A 25,335-nucleotide genomic window follows, 5' to 3' on the forward strand; every position below is an offset into this window, starting at 1 on the left:
CCCCGGTCCGCTCCCGTCGCCCCTTACTCATAGCCCGCAGGTAACCGTTGGCGGCCATCTTCCGCCCTTAATCCCCATTCAGATGCTCTACCTCATCATTCCCGTTTTCAACCGCAAGGAATTTACCCGCGCTTGTCTGGAGTCGTTGCGGGCGCAGACCAACCTGGCTTTTCGGGTGGTGGTCGTGGATGACGGCTCCACGGACGGCACCGGGACCATGCTGCGCACGGAGTTTCCGGAGGTGCTCATCGAGGAAGGCGACGGCAACCTGTTCTGGACGGCCGGCGTGAACCAGGGCATCCGGCGGGCCCTGGCCGAAGGGGCCACCCGCGTGCTCACCCTCAACAACGACGTGCTGGCCGCCCCCGACTTCGTGGCCCGCATGCTGGCTACGGCCGACGAGCACCCCAGCGCCGTGCTGGGCGCCCTGGAGCTGGACGCGGCCACCGGCCAGCCCGTATACGGGGGCGAAATCCTGGACTGGCGCACCAACACCCGCCGCGACCTGCTCGAAACCCTGCCCCCCGACCAGCGCCGGGGCCTGCACCCGGTTACCTACCTGCCGGGCCGGGGCCTGCTCATTCCGCGGCGGGTGCTGGAAACCATCGGCCTCTTCGACGAAAAGCGCCTGCCCCACTATCTGGCCGACTACGATTATACCAGCGTGGCCCGCCGCCACGGCTTCCCGGTGTACTGCCACTACGAGGCCCGCCTGAGCACCTACCCCGAGGAAAGCGGCCAGGAAATCACCCGGCGCCAGCGCAGCCTGCGCGGCTACTACCAGCACCTGTTCGGTATCCGGGGCGGGGGTAACCTGCGCAACTTCACTCATTTCAGCCTCAAAAACTGCCCCCGGCCCTACCTGCCCTACTTCCTGCTCAACGGCTACGCGCGCCGGCTGGTGGGCTACTTCCTGCACTAATTCGTTTCCGGGGCGGTCGGCTCCAACCAACGTACCCGCCATGCTGCAGCTCTATCTCGTATCCGTACTCGAATTTCTACTGCTGCTGCTCAGCACGTCCTGCTCGGGGCCGGGTTCCGCCGACGGCGCCGCGCTGGTCATCCGCCGGGGCGGCACTTACTCCGGCCGCTACGAGAGCCGCCGCTCCGACCAGGCCTGCATCCGGATTGCCACCACCGAGCCCGTGGTACTGGACGGCTGCGAGCTGCGCGGCCCGGGCCGCCTGATTGATGCCACCGCCGGCGGAGCCCGCCTGACGGTGCGCAACTGCCGGGGCTTCGGGCAGCAGCCTACCACCAACAACCGGGCCCGGGGCCGCTTTCTGGAAATCAATGACGGGGTGAGTCTGCGGGCCGAGCACAACTACCTGGAGCACACGGCCGGCCTGCTGGTGTTCCGCTGGCAGGGCAGCGGCACCCCCAATGAATCCGTCACCATCCGCTACAACCAGGCCCGCAACATCGATGGGCGCTTTCGCAACGGCGGTGGGGCCAAGGTGAGCTTCGTGCAGCTCAACGAGGTACATGGCCTGGAAAACGTGGCTATTGCCTGGAACGAGGTGATAAATCTGCCCAATGAAAGTCTGGTGGAGGACAACATCAACCTGCACAACTCTTCCGGCACGCCCCGCAGCCCCTTGCTGGTGCACAACAACTACCTGCAGGGCGCCTATCCGCTGCCCGCCACGGCCCCCAAGTTCACCGGTTCCGGCATGACCACCGATGGCGACGCCTCCTCGGCCCTGACGACCACCGCCTACGTGGAGGCCCACCACAACACCATCGTGAGCACCTGCAATGCGGCCATGAATATTGCCGCCGGCCACCACAATTACTTCCACCACAACTACCTGCTCACCAGCGGCCTGCTGCCCGATGGCACCCGGCTGCGGGCCACCTACGCGGCCACGGCCATCTTCAATGCCTACGACCAGCCCGCCACTGTGTTCTTCGCCAACCGCATGAGCGACAATACCATCGGGTTCGTGCATTGGGGACGCAACAGCCCCCTGCCCGACCGCCACGACCTGAGCACCGAGGCCTGCGCCGACTGTACCGGAACAGTGCATTTGCCCAATCCCATCACGCGCCAGCAGGAAACCCAGGCCCATGCCGCCTGGCGGGCCCGGCTCGGCCGGCAGCAGCAGCATCTGGGTCCCGTTTCCCGGCAACCGGGCGGCCGGATTCGAGCGGCCGCGGCCCGGCGCTGAATGCGGCTCCCGGGCAACCTACCCCGGTCGCGCCGGATTAGGTTGCTTGGCCCCTGCCCGGCTAACCCCCTAGCTGACTGCCTTTTATAACGTACATTATTTTGGCATTACTGGTTTTGCCTAAAAATGGCCCGCTGGTATCCGGCGGGCCATTTTGCGCATATGACAGCCTAATCATTATTTTAATAATACAATTTCGATTAACATCCCATCTTGCTTCATATCAAACCGACTTTCTATATTTGTCATGAACCTCAGGCACCAATATGGTACTTTTACAAGTACACACTTGGTCGGATTCTTCCAAATCAGCCCACAGGCGGTGTACGCCGCTATTTGAGTTGGACTGGTAAAGAGAATCAACTGTTCAGCGGGTTGTACGCAACCCCTGGTGGCTGCAGATGGGATTGTGTAGAGTGATAAAGGGTTTTGCCACCGTATTTTAAAGACTTTGCAGGAGTAGCCCGGTACATTTTGGTCGCAGCAGCGGCCGCTCCAAAGCCGGAACAACGGCTGACGTTACCCGCGCCAACCAGCTTCGGGAAGCTCGACCGGCAGTCAACTCGAGGTCTTTTTCACAAATAGCACAAATTTCATTCGGCCACCTGGAACGATTTGACGAAGGGGAATGGTTTAGCAGACATTCCTATATATTATTTCTTCACTAAAGGCTCGCAGAATGCAAAAAGGCCTCGGATCAAATTTTCCACTGATGACTAAACGCAACCTTGCTGGCGCCCGCCGACTGTCGTTTTCGGCAGCCGCCCTCCTGCTCCTGAATCTGCTACCGGCCCCGGTCCGGGCCCAGGGACAGTACCCCACCAACATCACCTACGCCGCCCCCATTACCATCACGCAGGGCGGCACCTACACGGGCAACTTCCGCAGTACGGATTCGAACACGCCCTGCATCCGCATTCAAACCACCCAGCCGGTAACCATCACGGGCTGCGTACTGGTAGGAGCCGGCAACCTGATTGACGCCAAAAACGGCGGCTCTACGCTGGTGATTACCAATAATAAAGGCTACGGCATCCGGCAGAGCGTGGACAACCGCCGCCACGGCCGGTTTCTGGAAGTGAACACGGGCCGCTCGGTGCGGGTGGAAAACAATTACTTCGAGCACACCTCGGGCATTGCGGCCTACCAGTGGAGCGGCGACGGCTCGGCGTCGCAGACGCTGACCGTGCGCTACAACCAGGCTAAAAACATTGACGGCCGCTTCCGCAACGGCGGCGGCGAGTACGTGCAGTTCTGCGGCCTGAACCAGGTGCGTAACGTGGGCAACATCCAAATCAGCTGGAACCAGGTGATCAACGAGCCCAACAACAGCTTGGTGGAAGACAACATCAACTTCTACAACTCGGGCGGCACGGCGCAGAGCCCGGCCCGGGTGCACAACAACTACGTGCAGGGCGCCTACCCTTATCCGGCCAACGGCAGCAAGTTCACCGGCACGGGCATGACCACCGACGGAGACGGTTCTTCGGCCAGCACGACGGCAGCTTACATTGAGGCCGCTTACAACCAGTTCATCTCGACCTGCAACGCGGCCATGAACATTGCCGCCGGCCACGACATCTACTACCACGACAACCGGATGGTGACCAGCGCCCTGCTGCCCGACGGCTCGCCCCTGAATGCCACGTACGCGGCCACGGCCATCTTCAATGCCTACCAGCAGCCCAGCAGCGTGTTCTACGGCAACCGTACGACGAACAACACCATTGGCTTCGTGAAGAACGGCTATAAGGTGCCTTTCGCTAACCGCCACGACCTGAGCAGCGGAGCCTGCGCCAACTGCACCGGCACCACCCACCTGCCCAACCCGATTACCTTGCAGACCGAGCAGGGCGAGCGGAACCTGTGGCAGCAGAAGCTCCAGCAGAACAACATCAAAATCGGCGCCGACGGCACCAATACCGGCACCACCACCCCACCAACGACCAACCAGGCCCCGACGGTGAGCCTGGCCGCGGCCAGCTCCTCGGTCATCGTCAACTCAGCCCTGGCCCTGACGGCCACTGCCGCCGACGCCGACGGCTCGGTGAGCAAAGTGGAGTTCTTCAGCGGCTCGACCAAGCTGGGCGAGGACACCGCCGCCCCCTACACGCTCAGCTTCTCGCCCGCCGCCACCGGCACGCTCAGCCTCACGGCCCGCGCCACCGATAACGCCGGCGCCACCAAAACGTCGGCCCCGGTGAGCGTCACCGTCACCGCCGCCCCCGTGGCCACCACGCCACCCACAACTTTCCCCGGCCCCACGGGCGCTACGTTCCTGCGCGGCATCAACATCAACGGTACGGCCGTGAAGCTGGATAACAACCAGTGGGAAGCCGCCAGCGGCGCTGCCAACGTGAGCGTACGCGGCACCAACTTCCGCAACCCGGCCAGCACCCCCTCGCCCGCCGTGGACGCCACCCGCGCCGACATGCTGACGTCCGCCGTGGGCGGGACCACCGTGGGCGCTACCATCGGGGGCCTGAGCAACGGCACCTACAGCGTGTACGCCTACATCTGGGAAGATAACAACCCCGAAACCACCAACATCCTGGTTAATGGCCAGACCGTGCGCACGGGCTACAACACGGGTTCGGCCGGACGGTGGGAGCGGCTCGGTCCGTTCCAGGTGAACGTAACCGGGGGCAGCATCGCCCTGACGACCTCCGGCGGCCACCCCAACCTCTCGGGCGTGGAAGTGTGGAAGCACACCACCACCTCGACCAACCAGGCCCCGACGGTGAGCCTGGCCGCGGCCAGCTCCTCGGTCATCGTCAACTCGGCCCTGGCCCTGACGGCCACTGCCGCCGACGCCGACGGCTCGGTGAGCAAAGTGGAGTTCTTCAGCGGCTCGACCAAGCTGGGCGAGGACACCGCCGCCCCCTACACGCTCAGCTTCTCGCCCGCCGCCACCGGCACGCTCAGCCTCACGGCCCGCGCCACCGATAACGCCGGCGCCACCAAAACGTCGGCCCCGGTGAGCGTCACCGTCACCGCCGCCCCCGTGGCCGCCGCCACGTTCTTCCGGGCTATCAACCTCAACGGTTCGGCTCTGACGGTGGACGGCAATGCCTGGCAGTCAAGCTCGGCCGGGGGCTACTCCACCAACGGGCAGTCCTTCGCTAACCAGGGTGTGACCCTGGCGCCGAGCACTACTACGGCCCGCGCCCAGATGATTCGCTCGTCGGTGTATAGCCGTAACCTCACCTTCACGATGAACAACGTGCCCAACGGGGAGTATGAGGTGTACGCCTACCTCTGGGAGGATAACAACGCCCAGACCGTGAGCCTGAGCCTGAATGGCAAGTCGGTACTGAGCAACTACAACACCGGCTCGGCCGGCACCTGGAAAAAGGTTGGGCCCTATGCCGTTACGGTGACCAACGGGGCCATCACGCTCAACGGCAGCGGCGGCGACCTGAACCTTTCCGGCGTAGAAGTATGGAGCAAAAAGAGCGGCACGGCCTTCCAGCTCAACCCCTTCCGCCCCACGACGGCCGCCCTGGCCGCTGTGCTGACGCCCGCCCCGGCCGGCACGCCCGCCGCCTCGGCCCCCCAGCCGGGGTTAGGCACGGCCCTGGCCTGGTCGGCTGAGCGCCAGCGGGCTACCAGCCGCGTCCTGTAGCCGCTTCGGCCGCTTAACCAGCCCGATTTACGACAGAAGCCAGACTCCACCCGGAGTCTGGCTTCTATCGTTCGGACCCGTACCATCCCGGCTGGGCGCCAATTTTACTTATTCAATAATTAAAATAAATATTTCAGTAGATCATGTTGCATATGTAATTTATAATGCAATAATTTGTAATAAAAGTTCTATGCGCTACTCCGGCGCTTCTCCTTTTGTCTTACGTCTCATTTCGCACCTCTATGAAGCGCGCACTCATCACGGGCATCACGGGCCAGGATGGCTCTTATCTGGCCGAATTGCTGCTCAACAAGGGCTACGAGGTTCACGGCATCAAGCGCCGCTCGTCCATGTTCAACACCGAGCGGGTGGACCACCTCTACCAGGACCCCCACGAACAGGACGTGCGCTTCAAGCTGCACTACGGCGACCTGAGTGACGCTACCAACCTCATTCGCATTGTGCAGGAAGTGCAGCCCGACGAGATTTATAATCTCGGGGCTATGTCGCACGTGAAGGTGAGTTTCGATACGCCCGAGTACACGGCCGACGTAGACGGCATCGGCACGCTGCGGCTGCTGGAAGCCATCCGGATTCTGGGCCTGACCCAGAAAACGCGCATCTACCAGGCCAGTACGTCCGAGCTTTACGGGCTGGTGCAGGAGGTGCCTCAGCGCGAAACCACGCCCTTTTACCCCCGCTCGCCCTACGCCGTGGCCAAGCTCTACGGCTTCTGGATTACGGTGAATTACCGCGAGGCCTACGGCATGTACGCCTGCAATGGCATCCTCTTCAACCACGAAAGCCCCCAGCGCGGCGAAACCTTCGTGACCCGCAAGATTACCCGCGCGGCCGTCCGCATTGCCCTGGGCCTGCAGCCGAAGCTGTACCTGGGCAACCTGGATGCCAAGCGCGACTGGGGCCACGCCAAGGACTACGTGGAAGCCATGTGGCGCATGCTCCAGCAGGAACAGCCCCGCGACTACGTAATTGCCACCGGCGTCACCACCACCGTGCGCGAATTTGTGCGCCTGGCTTTCCGGGAACTGGGCATTGAGTTGGGCTTCAGCGGTGACGGGGCCGCGGAAACGGCCTTCGTAGTGGCCTGCCACCACCCCGATTACCAGTTGCCCGTGGGCCAGGAGGTAGTGGCCGTGGATGCCGCCTACTTCCGCCCGACCGAAGTGGAGCTGCTCATCGGCGACCCGACCCGCGCCAAGACCGAGCTCGGCTGGGAGCCCCGCTTCGACCTGCCGGCCCTGGTGCAGGACATGGTGCAGGCCGACCTGCGCCTGTTCCGCCGCGACGCCGTGCTCCGGGAAGCCGGGCATCAGATCATGTACCACGATGAATAGGCCCAGTCTGTAAATGTGATGAATGCGGTGAATGTGAATAAGTGAAGTCCTCAAGCAACAGACTTCGCTGATAAACACCTCATTTCAAATTCACATTTAGCACATTCATACACATTATCTACCTCCTCCTTCCCTCAACACGCCTGAAGATGATACATCCTGACGCCCGAATATACGTAGCCGGTCACCGAGGCATGGTGGGCGCCGCCCTGGTACGACGCCTGCACGAGGCTGGCTACCACAACCTGATTCTGCGCACGTCCCGGGAACTGGATCTGCGCGACTGCGCCGCCGTAGAGGACTTTTTCGCCCTCGAAAACCCGGAGTACGTGCTGCTGGCCGCCGCCAAAGTGGGCGGCATCGTGGCCAATAACACCTACCGCGCCGACTTCCTGCACGACAACCTGATGATTCAAAGCAACGTGCTGCGCGAAAGTCAGCGCCGGGGCGTGCGCAAGCTGCTGTTTCTGGGCTCGTCCTGCATTTATCCCAAACTGGCGGCCCAGCCCATCCGGGAGGAATACCTGCTGACCGGTCCCCTGGAGCCCACCAACGAGCCCTACGCCATTGCCAAGATTGCCGGCCTCAAGCTCTGCGAAGCCTACCGCGCCCAATACGGCTGCAACTTTATCTCCGTGATGCCCACCAACCTCTACGGCCCCGGCGACAATTACGACCTACAGAACTCCCACGTGCTGCCGGCATTGCTGCGCAAGTTCTCGGAGGCCGTGGCCCGGGGCCTGCCCCGGGTAGCAGTGTGGGGAACGGGCACGCCCCGCCGCGAATTTCTGCACGTGGACGACCTGGCCGATGCCTGCCTGCACCTGCTGCAGACCTACAACGAGGCGACTCCCATCAACATCGGGACGGGGCGCGACATCAGCATTCAGGAGCTGGCCGACCTGGTGGCCGAGCTCACGGGCTACGCCGGCGAAATCCTGTTCGACTTTTCCAAGCCCGACGGCACCCCACGCAAGCTCCTGGATGTGAGCCGCCTGCACGCCCTGGGCTGGCAGCACCGCACCGGGCTGCGGGAGGGCATCACGGCCGTGCTCAGCTCCAGCGAGTGGCAGCAGGCCACCACCCGATACGCCGAGCCTCAGCTAGCCGGCGCCTGATCTTTCCCGGTGTTATAGCTCTGCCGAATATGCACGATATACTGATCCGGGCCCGGCGCAAAGCGGGTCGTTGGCTGCGCGAATGGACGCCTCACCTGATTCAGTACCGGCCCGGGGGCGTGCACGGCAGCAGCCGGGAACTGGCTGCGCGCCCGGGCAGCGGGGCCGCCTATTTCGGGGTGGTGCCCGGCTATACCTCCTACCTTACTGTTCCCGATGCGTTTTACGCCCTGGCCTCCGAATTTTCGGGCCTGCACGGCAAACCTCATCGCCAGGAAAAGGTACCGCCCGCCTTCGTAGTGGAGCTGACCAATGGCCGTCTCTACGCCGATAATTTCGACAGCGTCGCCATCATGGCGGCCGACGGCTACCTGGTGGGCGACGTCTCGTTTCAGTACAGCAGTCAGCACTGGAGCCTATGCCCGCCCCAGGACAACAACATCTTCCGCCAGGCTTATTTCGAGCCGCCGCTGGAAATTGCCGGTACCGTCTGCAGCCTGCTTTCGGGCGGGGGCGCCGCCAGCGGCAACTACTACCACTGGCTGATTGACTCCTTGCCCCGCCTGCACCTGGTGCGGGAAGCCGGCCTTCTCGAAGCCGTGGACTACTTTGTCGTCTACGATAAAACCACCTCCTTCGTGCGGGAAACCATGGCTGCGCTGGGCATCGGGCCCGAGCGCCTGCTCGACGTGGCCACCCACCCGCATCTGCGGGCGCGCACGCTGCTGGCCACTTCCAGCGTGCGGGGCAACCTCACCCACACGCCCACCTGGGCCCTCGATTTTCTGCGCTGCCACCTGCTGCCCCCGCCACCGGTAGAGCGCCGCTTCGGCCCCCGCATCTACATCAGCCGCCGCGACGCTCCCGGCCGCCGCATCCTCAACGAGCCGGCCCTGGAAGCCTTGCTGCGTGCGTACGGCTTCGAAACCCACGTGCTCACGCCTTACTCCCAGGCCGAAAAAACAGCTCTTTTTGCGCAGGCCCAGGTGGTGGTGGCAGCGGTGGGAGCCGGCCTGGCCAACCTGGTCTTCAGTCCGGCCGGCGCTCAGCTCATCGAGCTGTTCCCGCCCGGTTTTGTGGTGGCCGATTACCTGGAGTTCACCTCCCGGCTGGGCATCGGGCACCAGTATCTGGTGGGCACCTCGCCCCGGGTGAGTACCTCCCGTACCAACGCCCAGCGTGACGACCTGACCGTGGACCTGGCGGCCCTGCGCCGGCTGCTGGATACGGCCCTGGTCCGCCCTGCCAGCCCTCCGGTGCTCTGAGCCGGCCCCCGGCCTTGCCGCTCTTTCGTTTCCCGCTGTTCTTTCGCGCTGCCTATGTCTTCTGTTCTGCTTTCCGTTGTTACCTGGAATAGTGCCGCCACCATCGACGCCTGCCTGGAGTCGGTATTGGCCCAGTCCTACCCAGATTTTGAAGTCTGGGTGGTTGACAATGCCTCCCAGGACGATACGCGGGCCCGGGTGGCGGCCCTGGCGGCCACCGATGCGCGGCTGCACCTGCACGCGCTGCCGACCAACACCGGTTTCTGCGGCGGCCACAATTACGCCCTCGACCGCACCTGCCACGACCTGGTGCTACTGGTGAATCCCGACGTGGAAATGGCCCCCGACTACCTGGCCCGGGCCGTTGCCGCCATGCACCAGGATGAGCGCATCGGCACCGTTTGCGGCCTGCTGCTGCAAAGCCGGGAACCTGATCCGCGCATCGACAGCGCCGGCATGGTGGCCCTGCCCGATGGCCGCTACCGCCTACGCCTGCACGGCCGCCGCCTGAGCGAAATACCGGCTCTCACCACCACGAGCGTGGACGGCGCCGATGGGGCCCTCCCGTTGTTCCGCCGCCGCTTCATCAACGATTTGCGGGTGGAAGGGGAGTTCTTCGACTCCCGTTTTTTTGCCCACAAGGAAGATTGGGACATTGCCTGGCGGGGGAGGCTTTACGGCTGGCGCACGGTGCTGGAGCCGGCGTGCCGGGCCCTGCACCCGCGCCAGTTCCTGCCCGCCAACCTGCAACTGCGCCGCCGTCTGAGCGGGGCTATCAAGGCGGATGCCGTAAAAAATCAGTGGCTGCTGCTGCTCAAGAACACCACCACCCATCAGGCGCCGGGCCTGCTGCTCCGGGCTCTGCCCCGCCAACTGGCCATTGTGGCGTATTCGTTGGTGGCCGAGCGGGCCTCGCTCCAGGCCGTGCGCTACTTCTGGCGCCACTGGCGCGCCGTGCTCACCAGCCGCCGGGTAGTGCAGCAGCGGGCCCGCCACGGGTGGCCTCCGCCAGCCACCCGCCCCGCCCCGCCGGCAGCTCCCCCCCTGCTCAGTATCTGCGTGCCCACCTATCATCGCCCCGACCTGCTGGCCCGCGCCCTGCGCTCCGTGGGGCCCTTGCCCCCCGAAGTAGAACTGCTGGTATCCGACAACTCTACCGCCAACGACTACGGCCAGCAGCTAACGGCCCACGTACTGGCCGGGCAGCCCGCCCACCAGTGGCGCTATTACCGCAATGCGGCCGGCGGAACCAGCACCACCAACTGGGTGGCCTGCGTAGAACGAGCCCGTGGCGAGTACATCCTCATGCTCCACGACGACGACTATCTGCAACCTGGTGGCCTGGCCAACATACTCCGGGTGTTGCATCGTACGCGGGGCCAGCAGCACGCCGTGCTGTTTGGGGTTGATGTGGTAGATGCCCGCCGCCGGATTATTCAGCACCAGACCCCGGCCCGCGAGCAGTACCTGGCCCCGGACACGGCGGTTGAATTTCTGCTTTCGAACTCTTCCCTGGTGCGGGTACCGGCCATGGTGGTGAGCCGAACCGTGTACCAGCGCACCGGCGGCCCCGACCTTACCCAGCGCACCACCGACGACACCGACCTCTGGTTGCGGGTTTTTGCCCAGGTGGGCGTTTACCGCGTTCCGGTTACCACCTGTGCCTACACCGTGCACGAGGGCGCCGCCACCACGGGCGTTTTCAACGAACAGACCATCCAGCTGCTGCTGCGCATCTTCCATAAGGCGCGTGCGCAGCAACTGCTCCCCCCCGACCGTTTGGCCAGGGCCCAGGCTCACTTTTTTGCACAATTCGTGCTGGCCGGGGCCTACCGTTCTCTGCGTCAGCAGGACCCGGCCGCGGCGCGCCGGACGCTGCAACTCCTTAAGCTACCCGAGTTGCATCAGATGGGGTTGCCACTACGTTGGCGGCCGGTACACCTGTTTATGCACCTGTTTATGCGCCTGCGCTGGACGCCCCCGCAACCCCGTTCCCTGGCCTGGCTCACACCCGTCAGCTAAAGCGCGTGCCCGGGTGCCCGTATGCTGCCCCAGGATCTTTCCTCCTCCCACCAGCGCCAGCTCTGCCCGCTGATATCCGGTCGAAATTCCACTGTGACGCTGAAACTCCTGGTGCCCCGCCCGCCAACGCGCAGCCCCTTCTCCCGTTGTCATCTGCTTTTTGACACGGAAGAAGGGGCTGCGCGTTGGCGGGCGGGGCACCAGGAGTTGCTTATACAGCCGTCCCTGCCTGACAACGGCCCCGAAATCAGGTTAACGAAACCAGTCTCGGCTTTGGGCGTCCTCGGCATTATCTGCCTTATTGATCCGCCGCCTGGCTTGTCTCACGGCGGGCAACTGCACAGGCACGGCCGGATCAGGCCATGGGTTCCGAAACCGGCGGGCCGTGCGAAATAACTGCTTCGCCAAAATAAAGCGCCTGCTCCCGGCGCAGCTGGTCGATGAGACGGCCTTCGGGCAGCAGCACATCGTCGTACGTAAGCACCTGGTCCTGGGGCACGTCGTGGCGCAGAATGCAGCCTTCGGCCACGCCCAGGGGCAACAGGTTTTCGCGGCGGGTGATGTCGGCGTTTTCAGCCAGGCCGTAGGTGTGGTAATGCCCGATACCATCGAGCACCTGCCCGGCGTGGAGATTGATTTTGGCGGCCGTCACCACTTCCACGCACATGGGCCCGGCGGGGGCCAGGGCCGCATCCTGAAAGAGCACAGCCCGGGCCACGGTGGTCGGCGTTTCGAAGTGGCAGAGATGGTAGGGGGTGTAGAAGCAGTAGAGCGGCCCCGCGCCCAGCTTGTAGAGCTTGAGATAGTGCTGCTGCACGGCATCCTCAATGGTGCCCAGCACGAACACGCCCGGGCCCGGCTCGGCGCCCACCACGTAATCCACGATGCCGGGGCCGCCGCTGAGCAGCAGTTCCTGCGGGTACCACTCGGCAGCCTTGGTGATGGGCGTGCCGGGCGCCACGGTAGGGCCCAGCATGCCCCGCCGGGCCACCTGCATGCCCAGGGCGTTGGCCGTTACGGCCTGCTCGAAGCTGATTTTGCTGCCATCGGCAAAGCTTGTGACCATGCTTGGGTTCTGGCCCCACTGCCGGGCGAAGCCCTCCTGGGTGGTGGGGTTGCGGTAAGGGTCGTGGAGGCCCTTGATGTTGCCGCACAGCACCGGCCGGATGCCCAGCCCTTTCACGAAGCGGGCCAGATTGAGCGTCACGCCCGGCTGGTCACCGTCGGCTACGGTATACACCACTCCGGCCCGGTCGGCGTACACTTTCAGGATGGGCCCCACTGTGCCGTCGAGTTCGGCGTTGAGCAGGACCACGTGCTTGGCGTGGCGGATGGCTTCGAGCACGACATGCGCGCCGTGCTCCACGGCCCCGGTTACCTCGATGATGGCATCGATGCCCGCGGCCCGGCTCAGCAGCAGGGCATCAGCGGTGATGGCGGGGCGGCCCTGGGCCAAAGAGGCTTCGAGCTGAGCTACGGACGCTACTTCGGCCACCTCCAGCACACCGGCTTCGGCGTAAATGGCGCGGGCTTTTTCGGGGGTACGGTTGGCAATGGCCACCAGTTCCATGCCGGGCACGTAGCAGCAAATCTGCCGGGCCACGCCCCGGGCCATGAAGCCCGCGCCCACCATGCCCACCCGAATCGGACGGCCTTCACGCTGACGTTTCTGCAGGGCAGTATCAATGATGAGCATGCGCTTCTGAATTAGAAAATGGAAAGTAAAATTTCAGGAATTCAGATGGCGCCGGGGGCTCAAGCACCCTCTGAACCGTTTTTTGTTGCCTGCTTCTGCCCTTTTAATTGATTTCCTCTACCGGCACGTTGAGCTCGAAATCGGGGTGGCGCTGGTCTTTTTCGGAAACGAGCACCGGCTCGAAAGGCCACTGAATCCCGATGGCGGGGTCGTTCCAGCGCAGGCCCCGCTCGTGGCCCGGCGTGTACTTGGCCGATACCTGGTAGCAAACATCGGTATCGTCCTGCAGCGTGATGAAGCCGTGGGCGAAGCGGCCGGGCACGAACAGCATCCGGAACGAGTCGGCGGTGAGCTCCACGCCCAGCCACTGCCCGTAGGTTGGCGACTCCTCGCGCAGATCCACAATTACATCGTAGATGGCCCCGCGGGTGCAGCGCACCAGCTTGGTTTCCTCGTAGGGCGCGAGCTGGAAGTGCATGCCGCGCAGGGTGCCGCGCCGGGGGTTGGAAGATACGTTGGCCTGCAACGGGGGCATCAGGATGCCGTGGGCCGCAAACTCGTCCTCGCACCAGGAGCGGGCAAAAAAACCGCGCTCATCGGCCATGCGGTCCACGTCAATAATAAAGGCGCCGGGCAGTTCGGTTTCGGTGAAAATCATAACAGAGACGGTTGGAAAGATGAAAACGAAAACAGGGGCCGGCGGCGGACGCGGCTACGCTTCTACGGTCTGGGCCACCTCAGCGGGGCGGGCACTCACCAACGCCCGCCAGCTCAGGTCGTCGGTCAGCTCGCGCGACTCCCGCAGGCTGGTGAGCACCCGCAGGCGCATCAGTTCGGAGGAGCGGAAGGCTTCGTCGCGGAAATTCATGGCCAGCAGACCATCGCGCAGCTCGTCGATGGCATCCAGGAGCGTGCGGCGGGGCTGGTGGGCCGGGGCCAGCTCGCGGTAGAGACTGAAATCGACGCGGTAGGAGCGTTTATCCGGGGGAGCATCGGCGTTCAGGCTCACCAGAGTGCCGGGCAGCGAGTCGGCTACGGCGTGGGCCAGGTCGCGCACCTGGTAGTTCCAGTGGTCGGAGCCGGTGTTCACGGCCAGGAAGTTGCCGCCCACCTCGGCCGGCCGGCCAATGGCCCATTCAATGGCGCGGGCCATGTCCTGTACATGAATCAGGGGCCGCCAGGGCGTGCCGTCGCTCAGAATGCTGATTTCGCCGGATGCTACGGCACCGGCCACGAAGTCGTTCACCACCAGATCCAGGCGCAGCCGGTCGCTCCAGCCGCAGGCCGTGGCAAAGCGCAGGCAGGTAACGAGGAAATCGTCCGAAGCCAGCGGGCGCAGGTCCTGCTCGCTCATCACCTTGGAACGGGCATAAGCCGTGAGCGGGTTAAGCTGGGCCGATTCGGTTTTGGCGCCCTCGCCCCCGGCTCCGTACATGCTGCAGGAGGAGGCGAATACGAAGCTGCTCACGCCGGCTGCCTTGGCCCGGCGGGCCAGCTCAATGGTCGCGCGGTAGTTCACGTCCAGGGTCACGTCCTCGTAGGTCTGGCCCATGGGGTCGTTGCTGATGGCGGCCAGGCTCACTACTGCATCCACGCCCTCAAGCAGGCCGGCCGGCAGGTGGCGCACATCGCCGAACAGCTGCCGGTCCAGACGCGACTCGGGCAGGCGCTGTGCGCCGGTGAGGCAGTGCGCGAAGTAGCCCATATCGAAGCCGATGAGTTCGGCGTGCGGAAACTGCTGGCGCAAATGGCGCACCACGCCGGGCCCCACGTAGCCCATGTTGCCCGTAATCAGGATGCGTTGCATAAGGTGTGAATGAGAGGCTCAGTGAATGAGCGAGTGAGCAAATAACTGCCTGCGTGAAACCCGATAAGAACATGGTGAGCCTGCATGATGCGGTAGCAGCGCCCTAATCGGCTGCCCAAGGCGATACTCGCTTGTTACTGCCCGCATGCATCGCCTCACTCACTTACCACTTAATCAGTTTAATCAGCGGGCATGATGGTGGGCGCAGCCACGCGCTCGTGGCTGGGAGCCACCAGAGGCAGGGCCAGAATGTCGGCCAGGACGGGGTCGGGTTCCAGGGGCTCGGGCGTATCGCTCCAGACCTTCCAGCGGGCGCGGCCCTGCTGCCACATTTCCTCCAGCATGTTCTTGTCGCGGAGCGTGTCCATGGGCTGCCAGAACCCGGTGTGGCGGAAGGCGGCCAGGTTGCCCTCGGCGGCCAGGCGCTCAAGCGGCCCCTTTTCCCAGACCGTGTCGTCGTCGGCAATGTAATCGAGCACGGCCGGCTCGAGCACGAAAAATCCCCCGTTGATCCAGGGTGTTTCGCCACCTTCGGGCTTTTCCGTGAAGCTGCCGATTCGCTCGCTCTCCTCCGTGAGGTTGAACACGCCGAAGCGGCCCGGCTGGCGGACGGCCGTGAGCGTGGCCAAGGCGCCCTGCTCGCGGTGATAACGCACGGCCGCCCGCAGGTCCACGTCGCCTACCCCGTCGCCGTAGGTCAGGCAGAATGGCTCGCCGGGCGTGAGGTAGTCGCGCACCCGGCGCAGGCGGCCACCGGTCATGGTTTCCTGGCCGGTGTCTACCAGCGTCACGGTCCAGGGCTCGGCGTGGTTGCGATGAATCTGCATCTCGTTGCGGTCCATACGGAACGTCACGTCGGAGTTGTGCAGGAAATAATCAGAAAAGTACTGCTTGATCAGGTGGCCCTTATAGCCGCAACAGACCACAAAGTCGCGGATGCCGTGGTGGGCGTAAATCTTCATAATGTGCCACAGAATCGGCTTGCCCCCGATTTCAACCATGGGTTTGGGCCGCACGCCGCTTTCCTCGCTAATTCGGGTGCCGTAGCCACCCGCTAGTATTACTGCTTTCATAAGATGCCGGAATGAGTCAATGAAAAAAGCCTGAAAGACGGGTGGCAGAGCAGACAATAAGCTGATTTCAGACGGCCGCTGTGCTGGGGCTAAAGTTTCTGAAATATACAGTAAATTATAATCTTGTCAATATTTTTTATTACTATTTTTTACAATGATAAAATAAAAGAGCGCAATTATCCTGTAAGAGCATACTGGCTCCTTTCTCCTGCCCTAGCCTGAAGGATACTGCTTTGTCTGGGTCCGCGCACCTGACTGAGCGTCAGGCAGTGGCCCGGGGTGCGGGACGGCCTACCAGATGCGCCACCGAGCGGCGGGCCAGCAGGTACACGAAGCGGGAATTGGTTACCAGATAGCGCTTCCAGAGACGGCGGGGCTCCAGCCACAGCCGGTAGGCCCATTCCAGCCACAAGCGCCGGGCCCACCGCGGCAGGCGGGGCTCTAACCCGGCATATACCGGGAAGGCCTGCCCCACGCCCAGCATGCAGGCCCGCACACGGTCCTGGTGGGCGGCCATCCAGCGCTCCTGCCGGGGGCAACCCAGAGCCACAAACAGCAGATCGGGGTCGGCGGCGTTGATAGCGGCTACTTCGGCGGCATCCTCGGCGGGCGTGAGGGGGCGAAAGGGGGGGGAACAGGTGCCTACGATGCGCAAGGCAGGTAATTCGCGCCGGGCCCGGGCTACCATGGCGGCCAGCACCGGTTCGGTGGTACCGTAGAAGTACACCGACTGCCCGCTGGCGGCGGCGGCGGTCAGCAGCTCCGGCAGCAGATCCATACCGGCCACGCGGGGCTGGGGCGGCGACCCTGCATTCAGCCAGTGTACCGCCGCCGCCACCGGGCTGCCATCGGGGGCTACCAGAGCGGCGTTACGCAGAATCTGGCGAAACCCGGCATCGCGCTGGGCTTCCACCACCATATGCACGTTGGCAAAACACACGTAGGCCGAGGCGCGCAGAGCTCCGAGCTTCAGAATAGCCGCCACGAAATCGGCCGGCGCACCGGTGGAAATCCACGAGTCCAGAACGGGCAGCTTGGGTAGCATCGGTGAGGTAGTGATAGGGTGGAATGGCGGGTTTGACGGTCAGGTGGGCCTTACGGCGCAAACGGGGAAATCAGGAGAATGAGAACATCCAACTCACCATTTCACCACCACAGTATCTGACTGCCTCACTGTCAGTAGGCGTTCTTTTCGCCGCGCACCATATTCCAGAGGGTGAGCCAGATAATTTTCATATCCAGGCCAAAGGACCAGTTTTCCATGTACTTGAGGTCGTACTCGACCCGCTTTTCCATGGTACCGGCTTCGCGGGTTTCGCCCCGGAAGCCGTTCACCTGGGCGTAGCCCGTAATGCCGGGCGTCACGGCGTGGCGCATCTGATAGGTGCGGATGTGCTTGCTGTATTCTTCGAGCTGGGAAATCATGTTCGGGCGCGGCCCTACCACCGACATGTGTCCCAGCAGTACATTGAAAAACTGGGGCAACTCATCGAGGTTGTACTTGCGCAGATACTTGCCCACCCGCGTGATGCGGGCATCTCCCTTGGTGGCCTGCAGCTCGGTGCGGCCGTGGTCGGTGCGCATGGTGCGCAGTTTGAAGCACGGAAACAGCTGGTTGCGCTTGCCTGGCCGCAGCTGCTTGAAGAACACGGGGCCCGGCGAATCGAGCTTAATCAGCAGGGCCAGCACCGTGAGCACCAGCGGAAACACCAGCACGATAACAGCCAGGGAAAATAGCACGTCAAAAGCCCGTTTCACGGCCAGATTGGCCCCCATTCCCAGGGGTTCGTGGCGAATGGTGAGGATGGGCAGGTGGTCGTAGAAGTAAACGTTCACATCTTTACGGACGGTACCGCGGAAATCGGGGACAATGCGGAAGGAAAGGAAGTGCTCGTCGGCGAAGCGTGAGAGGTCCTCAATCAGCTGGCGCCGGTCCAGCGGCATAGCAAAGTAGATGGCGTCAATCTGCTCCTGCAGGCAGTAGGCCTTAAGCTCCGCGAGGCGGCCGCGCACCGTGGCTTGCAGCTCGGCGGGCACTTTGTCGGGCGCATCGGTGAAGAAGCCCATGAACTGATTGGCAATCGGGTCGTGCGACTCCAGAAAGCGGTACAGTTCCCGTCCGCTGGCCCCCGCCCCTACTATCACGAAGCGGCTGTGAGGCCGCGCCAGGTGACGGTGGTAGGTGCGATACACAAACGTCATCAGAAAGCGCCCCGCTACTACGGCCGTCACGGCAAAGCTGTACACGGCAAACAGGTAGCGGGCCGGGGGCCAGTACAGTTTCAGCGCCACAATCACGAGGAGCACCACACCGGCGTGCAGCAGAAACGTGCGCATCAGGTAGAGCAGCTTCTCGGGATAGGTGATGAGCCGGTCAGTGCGGTAGAGGTTGGCGAACTGCCCCGACAAAATCCACCACAGCAAGGCGAAAATGACGAAGAAGAAAGGGTAATACCCCCCGAAATGCCAGCTACCCAGTTGCTGCAGACCCGCCAGCCGGAAGGCGCCGAAAATCAGTAGTACGTCTACCAGGGGCAGAATGAGGCGGGAAGTGTCCGTGTAGTGCCGGTAACGTTCCATGAGACGGGGAGTGAAGTGTACGTGGGCAGCTCAGATAGAACGGGTGGGTAGCGTTGCGAGGAGTGGGATACGGTAGGGTCCGTTTCTACAAAGGAAACTATTTTTATGTTTAAAGCAATATTTAATATAATTATTTTTGATAAAGATTATAAAATTAGCCTGAATGATTCACTTGTGGGAACGACCCATCCCAATGTGGAAAAGGGAACCGGCAGTCTGCGTATGCCTGGGCTGCTTTCGCCTTTGGGTTCAGGAAATTGTTCTACCTCTGCGCCTCCCTTGCGTTTCTTGCTCTCGGAAGGTTCGCCTTGCCGTTGGCTTCTGTTGGGTTGAGTACGACGCGGCTATCGGCGCGGGCGTGTTGGCTTACTCCGGGCTCCTACTGACCCGGCGCCATTAGGCAAGAAAAAACCCTCACCACGGAGCGTAGTGAGGGTTTTTGGTGATCCCGCTGGGATTCGAACCCAGGACCCATACATTAAAAGTGTATTGCTCTACCAGCTGAGCTACAGAATCAGATCCGCTTCGTTGGCCAGGCCTTTTCGGAAGGGAGTGCAAAAGTAGAGGTTCGTTTTATATCTGGCAAGCCCTAGCTCCTATTTTAAATTACAAATAGTGCTAAAGCACTGTCTTCCAGATCCATTATTTCAGCCTTCACCCCGTTAACCCCTTGCCGCGGCCAGCTTTTCAGCTTCTGTAATCCGATGCAGCAGGCAAATCCGCCAGCGCATCCTGGCCAAGCTGGAAATAGGCGCAACCGATCCTATAGGCTTCGGGCCTGCTCCGCTTCTTGGCAATGGCGGCCTTTCGTACAATGGCAGCCTGGTCACCGTGCTGATAGAGGCCTTCAATGCGTTGTCCGTGTGCTACAAAGTGGGTAAAAGGCAGATAGGGCAATAGGATAGAACGGTAGCACTAATGGTTAGGCAGCAGGAGCTATGATACAGCGTTTCTTCAGGTCAGCCAAGCGGCCGAAATTGTTGTCTGGTTCAGGCAGGGCTCACCCGTGCAGGTTTCCCCTGTGTGCCCGGCGGTGCCAGTGCTGCTGAACCGTCTTAACTTGCGGTTTCCCTATCATTCATCTTCTCCATTCCAGCGCCGGCAGTAACGCTCAGGGCCCTGTGGAGAAGAGGAGTACCGATTATACATGAAAATTCTCCGCGTCCGCTTCCTCAACCTCAACTCCCTGCGCGGCGAGCATACCGTGGATTTCAGCCTCTCGCCCCTGGCCGACGCGGGCCTGTTTGCCATCACGGGCGCTACCGGGGCGGGCAAAACCACCATCCTCGACGCCATCACCCTGGCCCTCTACGGGCAAGTGCCCCGCCACGAAACCACCGGGCCCGAACAGGTGATGAGCCACGGCACAGGCGAGAGTTGGTCGGAGGTGGAGTTTGAGGTGAACGGCCGGCAGTACCGCAGCAAGTGGGGCCAGTACCGCGCCCGCAAGCGCGCCGAAGGCAAGCTCCAGGACCCGAAAATGGAGCTCAGCGAGCGGCAGCAGGCCGCCGATGGCACCGAAACGTGGGAGTTTCTGGAAACATACAAGTCGAAGGTCGCGCCCCGGGTGGCCGAGCTGAGCGGACTGGAGTACAAGCAGTTTCTGCGCTCCGTGCTACTGGCCCAGGGCGACTTCACCCGCTTCCTGAAGGCCCCGGCCGGGGAGCGGGCCCAGCTGCTGGAAAAGATTACCGACACCAGAAAGTACTCCGACATCTCCCGGGCGGCCTTCGAGCGGGCCAAGCAGGAAACCCAGCGCGTGGACGAGCTGCGCCAGGGCCTGGCTGGCGTGGCCCTGCTCTCGGCCGAGGAAGTGGCGTTTTTGGAAGGCGAAGCCCAGGACCTGAGCCGGCAGCTGACCGAGGTCACCACCCGCCAGGAGCAGCTGCGCGAGGTGCAGCAGTGGCACCGCCAGCTCCGGGACCTCCAGCAGACGCTGCTGCACACCCAGCAGCGCCAGCAGCAGCTCGCGGCCCAAACCGGAACCCTCGCGCCCCAGCGCCAGCGCCTCGCCCGCCACCAGCAGGCCCAGCCCCTCGCCCCCGCCCTGGCATTGCTCCGCGAAGCCGAAACCCACTTGGCGCGGCTCCAAACCGAAACCACCCGCCTGCGCGAGCAGCTGCCCCAGCTGCAAGCCCGCCGCGCCGCCGCCGAAACTGCCCGCACCACCGCCCAGCAGGCCCACGAATCGGCCACCGCCACCCGCGAAACCCAAGAGCCCCAGCTCCGCGCCGCCGAGCAGCTCGACCAGGCCATTGCCCAGCAAATCGAAGACTTGGGCGGGAAACGTGCGGAATACGAGAAGCGGCTGGGCGCCTGCAAAGCCCTGAGCGCCGACCTAGCCGCCGAAACCGCCCGCACCGCGCAGGCCCACACCCAGCTCACCACCACGGCCGAGTGGCTGCGCCAGCACGGGCGTCGGGCCGAGATGATGGACGTTTTCGCCGCCTTCACGGGCCTGGTGCAGGACTACGACCGCCTGCGCACCGAGGACGGCCAGCTCGGCACCCGCGTGGCAACGCTCGAGGGACGCCTGCGCGAAGCCCGACAGCAGGAGCAGCAGGCCGCCGAAACCACCCGCCTAGCCCGCCACGACCTCACCGCCCACGAGCAGCAGGCCCGCGTAGCCGCCGCCACCCGCGACGAGCGGCTGCGCCTGCTCCAGCACCATGTGCACACCCTGCGCCGGGAGCTCGGCGAGAAGGAGGCCCGCCGCGAAACCCAGCGCCAGCTGGTGCAGGCCCACCAGCTGATTCTGAGCCATGAGGAAGCCCGCCGGGAGCTGAAGCCCCACGAGCCCTGCCCGCTCTGCGGGGCCCTGGAGCATCCCTACGCGGCCGGCGTGCTCGGCCTCACCGATGCCGGACTGGCCCGGGAGCAGGCCCAGGTGGAAAGCCTGACCCAGGAAGCCCACGCCCTCAACACCCGCGTCAACCGCCTCAATACCTTTATCAACCTGCTCGAAAATGCCGGCGGCGACGCCAGCCGGGTAGCGCCCGACGCGCCCCTGCAACTCGTGACGCCCGCCCGTGAGGAAGCGGTACCCGCCGAGAGCCGCGCCCTGGCGCAACAGCTCAAGGACCTGGCGCAACAGCGCATCGACGCGGAGAAGCAGCTGGCCCAGGCCGCTTCGGAGCAGCAGGCTGCCCAGCGCGCCCAGGCCAGCGCCCAACAGGACTTACAGGAAACCCAGCACCAGCTCCGCGACGTGCGCGAGCAGCTGCCCACCGTAAAAACCCAGCTCGAAAGCCTCTTGCGCAACTTCGACCTCACCTTTACGGGCGAAAACGCGGCGGCCATGCAAACCCGGCTTCGGGCCCTGGAGGCCGAGTATAAAGCCCGCCAAGCCGAATTTAACGAGGCGAATAAGCAGGCCGAAGTGGGACAGACCCTTATCGATAGGCTAACCCGCGACGAAGCCGAGGCCCGGGCTTGGCTGAAGGCCCACAAGCAGGGCCTCGTAGACCAGCACCAGGCCATTGAGCGCCAGAGAGCCGAGCGCCACGCCCTGCTGCCCGAGCCCGACGTGGCCCTGGTGCGCCGCCAGCTGGAACAGGCCGCCCGCGCCGCCGACCAGCGCCGCCAGCAAACCGACCAGCAGTTTCAGCAGCACGACCTCGCCCTGACCGTGGCCGCCGACCAGCTCCGCCAGCGCGAGCTGGACACGGCCGCCCAGCACCAGGCCCGCGAGGAGCGCCACGCCGCCTTACTAACGGGCCTGACCGCGGCCGGCCTCCCCCCCGACCCGGCCGCGTTGCCGACCCTGCTGCTGCCTGCTGCCGAAGCCGCCACCCTGCAAGCCCAGCTCCGCCAACACGAGCAGGACAGCGCCCTGGCGGCCCAGGTGCTGGCTGATACCACGGCTCAGTTTGAGCGGCAGGCCGCCCGCGCCCTCACCACCGATGCGCCCGAGCACACGGCCCAGCAGCTGAGCGCCGTCGGTGAGCAACTGGCTGCCCTTAACCAGCAGCTGGGCCAGCGTCAGGAACGGCTCAACGCCCACCGCAGCGGGCTGGCGCGCCACGCCGCCCTGGCCGAAGACCTGGAAAAACAGCAGCAACAGGCCCGCCGCTGGCGCCACCTGGCCGAGCTCATCGGCTCGGCCGACGGCAAGAAGTTCAGCGAGTTTGCCCAGGGCCTGACCCTGGCCCGCCTCGTGGACTTGGCCAACCGCCATCTGCACCGCTTCACTGACCGCTACCGCATCCTGCGCAACCCCGACCAGCACCTGGACCTGCTCATCCAGGACGACTACCAGGCCGGGGCCACGCGCTCCATGAACTCGCTCTCGGGCGGAGAAAGCTTCCTCGTGAGCCTGGCTCTGGCCCTGGGCCTCTCGGAACTGGCCGGCCGCAAAACCCAGATCGATACGCTCTTTATCGACGAAGGCTTCGGCACCCTCGACCCCGACACGCTGGAGGTGGCCCTCTCGGCCCTGGAAATGCTCCAGGGCTCGGGCAAAACCATCGGCATCATCTCCCACGTCGAGGCCCTCAAGGAGCGCGTCGGCACCCAGATCAACGTGCGCAAGGGCGCCGGCGGCATCAGCTCCCTGCAGGTGCTGGGGTTCGATGGGGCGTTGTAGAGTGCGTAGTATGCCGGGGCATCGTCCGTCGTGAGCGAAGGCCGCATTGAGGCGACAGCCACAGGCCGTTCGGCTAAGCGCCGCCGCCCGCCGCCCGGATTGCCGCCCAGCTCCAGTACCGCCTGGGCTCGATGCCCGCGTAGCCGGCCTCGAAAAAGGCCACGACTTCCTCTTCCAGCTCCCTGGCCGGGATGGAGGACGAGTAGATCGGGCGCTGGTCGGGGTCGGCGTAGCGCTGGGCTTTGCTGAGGCCGCGGCCGCTCAGACGCAGCAGCGGGCCGGTGTCGGTGATGCCGTCGTGGGTCCAGCGGCGGGGGGTTTGCTCGCGGGCGTTGAGGCGGGCGGCCAGGGCACCGAGGGGCAACCGGGGCCGCGTGGGGCGGCTTTCCAGATCAATCCAGGTGGTGTACTTGTACTCCAGCTCGTAACGCTGCCCATCGTAAAGGCTCAGCACGATGTCGGTGCCGCGGCTGGGGCTGAACAGGGCGTAGTAGGGCAACGGCTCGGGCGTGCGCACCACCGTCAGCCCGATTTCGGGGTAACGGCGCACGGCCGTGGGGGGACTCTGTAGAACTTCCACCGCCCGTTTCACCCGTTCAAACTCCGGCTCCCAGGCGGCCCGGCCGACTTCGGAGTTTTCCAGCATCTGGGCGAAGCGGGGCAGAAACCAGGCGAATTTGACGGCCGAGGCCTCGTCCTCGCGCTGCCGCCGGGCCGGGGCTCCGAAGGGCTCGTAGAAGCGGGCCTTTTCCTCGGCGTTCAGCCAGGCCACCAGTTGCAGAGCGTGGTCGGCCAAAGGATGGTGCCAGTCGATTTCGCGGAAGTCGCCCAGAACAGCCACCAGGCGCAGCAGCGTTTCGTGGCGCCGGGCCAGTTCCGGGTTCAGCAGGGCCCACACCCCCACGAAGCCGTCTACGTCGAAGTGGTTGGCCGTCACGGCCGCAGCATCCAGGCCGGGCGTGGCGGGCGCGCGCAGGGCCCGCAACACCGAGCCGGCGCTGGTATCGTCGCGCAGGGAGGCGGGGGTGGCGGCCCCGCGCCAGTGGGCCAGCGTGAGGACGGCCCCCAGGCCCGTGCTGTCCACTACAATAGTGGGTTGCCGACGTAGTTCACGGAACGGAACAAAATTTTTTTGCACCATCAGCAGATGAGCTGGAAAAATTCAAAGTACGGTCATTCGCCCGGAAAATACCCGGATTCGGCTCCTGAATCGGTTGGTTAGGCGCTTGCTTCCCATTTTTTAGCTTGTTTTAGCCGAAATAGCACCGCCTTCCGCTCATTTTCCCCGAATAAGCCGGCGGCCAATGCCGCCGTAAATTCCGGCAAACCGCACTGCACCCTTTACATGCTGATTTTCATGCGTTATACTAGGGGCTTGGGATGACTTGACAACTCCTTTTTCTGAATGCAAGCTGCAGTAGCCGGCTGGTAAAATAAAGGCCAAAATTTTATTGCTTCTGCTTACGAACGGCTATATTTGATTGCCTTCCAATAGTCTATCTGCTTGCCAGATTCCTTACCCGGAGTTTGAGTCCGTTAGTTTTTTTTCTTCTGAGCCTGCCTTTTTCCTCACTCTTTACCTTTTTTCTATGCGTCTTTCTACTCCTGCTTCTCCTTTGCGCCGTTTTCTGCAAGTGGCCGTTCTGCTGCTGGCTCTGGTGGCTTTTGCCCCCCGGCAGGCCCAGGCTCAGACCTGGCTGGTTTCTACTGATGCCTACGTTAAGCTGGGCGTAGTGGACAAATTCGGCCAGTTGGGCGCTTATACGGCCAAGTTTGTGGTAATCAACCAGCGTACCGGCAAGGAATACATTTTGACCAAGGAAATTCCCAAGGGTCAGAACGGGATTGATGTGGTGTATCCGTCGCCTGCTTCGGAAGCTGATTATTTTAAGGCGGCTTCGGGCGAGGCAGGTACGGCCGCGGCGGGTAGTTACCTGTGGGAATGCCAGGTAAACGGCAAAAAAGTAGTGGGCGGACGCTTCAGTTTCTCGGAAGTAGCCAACGACGTAACCATGGTGGGGCGCAACTAGGCCTTCTT

The 25,335-nt window shown here is 63.5% G+C and carries 17 protein-coding genes and 1 tRNA gene; 9 read left to right on the forward strand and 9 right to left on the reverse strand.

Annotated features, from left to right (window positions below; translation table 11 throughout):
• Positions 1–82 precede the first annotated feature (82 nt).
• The 7 genes from KLP40_RS10445 (at position 83) to KLP40_RS10475 (ending at position 11,556) form a co-directional block, all read left to right on the forward strand.
• Positions 83–922, forward strand: coding sequence for a glycosyltransferase family 2 protein (locus KLP40_RS10445; RefSeq protein WP_215593724.1), 840 nt, complete (start codon positions 83–85; stop codon positions 920–922).
• A 40-nt stretch (positions 923–962) separates the two neighbouring features.
• Complete coding sequence (locus KLP40_RS10450) at positions 963–2,171, forward strand: hypothetical protein (protein WP_215593725.1); 1,209 nt, start codon at positions 963–965, stop codon at positions 2,169–2,171.
• Positions 2,172–2,883: 712 nt separating this feature from the next.
• The gene (locus tag KLP40_RS10455) at positions 2,884–5,796 is read left to right on the forward strand and encodes an Ig-like domain-containing protein (protein WP_215593726.1); all 2,913 of its coding nucleotides are present in this window, start codon (positions 2,884–2,886) and stop codon (positions 5,794–5,796) included.
• A 242-nt stretch (positions 5,797–6,038) separates the two neighbouring features.
• Positions 6,039–7,151, forward strand: a complete 1,113-nt coding sequence (gmd, locus tag KLP40_RS10460; protein ID WP_215593727.1) for a GDP-mannose 4,6-dehydratase — start codon at positions 6,039–6,041, stop codon at positions 7,149–7,151.
• 152 nt (positions 7,152–7,303) lie between these two features.
• Positions 7,304–8,269, forward strand: coding sequence for a GDP-L-fucose synthase family protein (locus tag KLP40_RS10465; protein ID WP_317196769.1), 966 nt, complete (start codon positions 7,304–7,306; stop codon positions 8,267–8,269).
• A gap of 29 nt (positions 8,270–8,298) precedes the next feature.
• Positions 8,299–9,534 (forward strand): glycosyltransferase family 61 protein, encoded by a 1,236-nt coding sequence (locus tag KLP40_RS10470; RefSeq protein WP_215593729.1) that lies wholly within the window; start codon positions 8,299–8,301, stop codon positions 9,532–9,534.
• A gap of 54 nt (positions 9,535–9,588) precedes the next feature.
• Complete coding sequence (locus KLP40_RS10475; protein ID WP_215593730.1) at positions 9,589–11,556, forward strand: glycosyltransferase family 2 protein; 1,968 nt, start codon at positions 9,589–9,591, stop codon at positions 11,554–11,556.
• A 355-nt stretch (positions 11,557–11,911) separates the two neighbouring features.
• On the opposite strand, the gene KLP40_RS10480 is transcribed toward KLP40_RS10475, so the two are convergent.
• From KLP40_RS10480 to KLP40_RS10515, 8 genes are all read right to left on the reverse strand, one after another.
• Complete coding sequence (locus tag KLP40_RS10480; protein ID WP_215593731.1) at positions 11,912–13,252, reverse strand: NAD(P)H-dependent oxidoreductase; 1,341 nt, start codon at positions 13,250–13,252, stop codon at positions 11,912–11,914.
• 103 nt (positions 13,253–13,355) lie between these two features.
• Positions 13,356–13,910, reverse strand: a complete 555-nt coding sequence (rfbC, locus tag KLP40_RS10485) for a dTDP-4-dehydrorhamnose 3,5-epimerase (protein WP_215593732.1) — start codon at positions 13,908–13,910, stop codon at positions 13,356–13,358.
• 54 nt (positions 13,911–13,964) lie between these two features.
• Complete coding sequence (locus KLP40_RS10490) at positions 13,965–15,059, reverse strand: NAD-dependent epimerase/dehydratase family protein (RefSeq protein ID WP_215593733.1); 1,095 nt, start codon at positions 15,057–15,059, stop codon at positions 13,965–13,967.
• Positions 15,060–15,238: 179 nt separating this feature from the next.
• The gene (rfbF, locus tag KLP40_RS10495; protein ID WP_215593734.1) at positions 15,239–16,132 is read right to left on the reverse strand and encodes a glucose-1-phosphate cytidylyltransferase; all 894 of its coding nucleotides are present in this window, start codon (positions 16,130–16,132) and stop codon (positions 15,239–15,241) included.
• Between the two features lie 262 nt (positions 16,133–16,394).
• Positions 16,395–17,177 (reverse strand): WecB/TagA/CpsF family glycosyltransferase, encoded by a 783-nt coding sequence (locus KLP40_RS10500; RefSeq protein ID WP_215593735.1) that lies wholly within the window; start codon positions 17,175–17,177, stop codon positions 16,395–16,397.
• A gap of 131 nt (positions 17,178–17,308) precedes the next feature.
• Positions 17,309–18,712, reverse strand: coding sequence for an undecaprenyl-phosphate glucose phosphotransferase (locus KLP40_RS10505; protein WP_215593736.1), 1,404 nt, complete (start codon positions 18,710–18,712; stop codon positions 17,309–17,311).
• 440 nt (positions 18,713–19,152) lie between these two features.
• A tRNA-Lys gene (locus KLP40_RS10510) sits at positions 19,153–19,228 on the reverse strand.
• 171 nt (positions 19,229–19,399) lie between these two features.
• The gene (locus KLP40_RS10515) at positions 19,400–19,609 is read right to left on the reverse strand and encodes a hypothetical protein (protein ID WP_215593737.1); all 210 of its coding nucleotides are present in this window, start codon (positions 19,607–19,609) and stop codon (positions 19,400–19,402) included.
• A gap of 250 nt (positions 19,610–19,859) precedes the next feature.
• Here KLP40_RS10515 and KLP40_RS10520 point away from each other — a divergent pair, with 250 nt between their 5' ends.
• Positions 19,860–23,297 carry an AAA family ATPase gene (locus KLP40_RS10520; protein WP_215593738.1) on the forward strand — a complete coding sequence of 1,146 codons (3,438 nt, stop codon included), beginning with the start codon at positions 19,860–19,862 and terminating at the stop codon, positions 23,295–23,297.
• Between the two features lie 73 nt (positions 23,298–23,370).
• Here KLP40_RS10520 and KLP40_RS10525 read toward each other — a convergent pair whose 3' ends face one another.
• Positions 23,371–24,438 (reverse strand): DUF6687 family protein, encoded by a 1,068-nt coding sequence (locus KLP40_RS10525; protein ID WP_246558767.1) that lies wholly within the window; start codon positions 24,436–24,438, stop codon positions 23,371–23,373.
• A gap of 448 nt (positions 24,439–24,886) precedes the next feature.
• Here KLP40_RS10525 and KLP40_RS10530 point away from each other — a divergent pair, with 448 nt between their 5' ends.
• The gene (locus KLP40_RS10530) at positions 24,887–25,327 is read left to right on the forward strand and encodes a hypothetical protein (protein ID WP_215593739.1); all 441 of its coding nucleotides are present in this window, start codon (positions 24,887–24,889) and stop codon (positions 25,325–25,327) included.
• Positions 25,328–25,335: the final 8 nt, after the last annotated feature.

It is taken from the genome of Hymenobacter piscis (assembly GCF_018760735.1).
GTDB lineage: Bacteria > Bacteroidota > Bacteroidia > Cytophagales > Hymenobacteraceae > Hymenobacter > Hymenobacter piscis.

What these genes read in the sequence shown, in the direction of transcription:
- rfbC (WP_215593732.1), bottom strand. Translation starts at nt 13,910, where the DNA reads ATGATTTTCACCGAAACCGAACTGCCCGGCGCCTTTATTATTGACGTG.
- KLP40_RS10520 (WP_215593738.1), top strand. Translation starts at nt 19,860, where the DNA reads ATGAAAATTCTCCGCGTCCGCTTCCTCAACCTCAACTCCCTGCGCGGC.
- KLP40_RS10505 (WP_215593736.1), bottom strand. Translation starts at nt 18,712, where the DNA reads ATGGAACGTTACCGGCACTACACGGACACTTCCCGCCTCATTCTGCCC.
- KLP40_RS10475 (WP_215593730.1), top strand. Translation starts at nt 9,589, where the DNA reads ATGTCTTCTGTTCTGCTTTCCGTTGTTACCTGGAATAGTGCCGCCACC.
- KLP40_RS10530 (WP_215593739.1), top strand. Translation starts at nt 24,887, where the DNA reads ATGCGTCTTTCTACTCCTGCTTCTCCTTTGCGCCGTTTTCTGCAAGTG.
- KLP40_RS10450 (WP_215593725.1), top strand. Translation starts at nt 963, where the DNA reads ATGCTGCAGCTCTATCTCGTATCCGTACTCGAATTTCTACTGCTGCTG.
- KLP40_RS10480 (WP_215593731.1), bottom strand. Translation starts at nt 13,252, where the DNA reads ATGCTCATCATTGATACTGCCCTGCAGAAACGTCAGCGTGAAGGCCGT.
- KLP40_RS10525 (WP_246558767.1), bottom strand. Translation starts at nt 24,438, where the DNA reads ATGGTGCAAAAAAATTTTGTTCCGTTCCGTGAACTACGTCGGCAACCC.
- KLP40_RS10500 (WP_215593735.1), bottom strand. Translation starts at nt 17,177, where the DNA reads ATGCTACCCAAGCTGCCCGTTCTGGACTCGTGGATTTCCACCGGTGCG.
- KLP40_RS10455 (WP_215593726.1), top strand. Translation starts at nt 2,884, where the DNA reads ATGACTAAACGCAACCTTGCTGGCGCCCGCCGACTGTCGTTTTCGGCA.
- KLP40_RS10445 (WP_215593724.1), top strand. Translation starts at nt 83, where the DNA reads ATGCTCTACCTCATCATTCCCGTTTTCAACCGCAAGGAATTTACCCGC.
- KLP40_RS10470 (WP_215593729.1), top strand. Translation starts at nt 8,299, where the DNA reads ATGCACGATATACTGATCCGGGCCCGGCGCAAAGCGGGTCGTTGGCTG.
- gmd (WP_215593727.1), top strand. Translation starts at nt 6,039, where the DNA reads ATGAAGCGCGCACTCATCACGGGCATCACGGGCCAGGATGGCTCTTAT.
- KLP40_RS10490 (WP_215593733.1), bottom strand. Translation starts at nt 15,059, where the DNA reads ATGCAACGCATCCTGATTACGGGCAACATGGGCTACGTGGGGCCCGGC.
- rfbF (WP_215593734.1), bottom strand. Translation starts at nt 16,132, where the DNA reads ATGAAAGCAGTAATACTAGCGGGTGGCTACGGCACCCGAATTAGCGAG.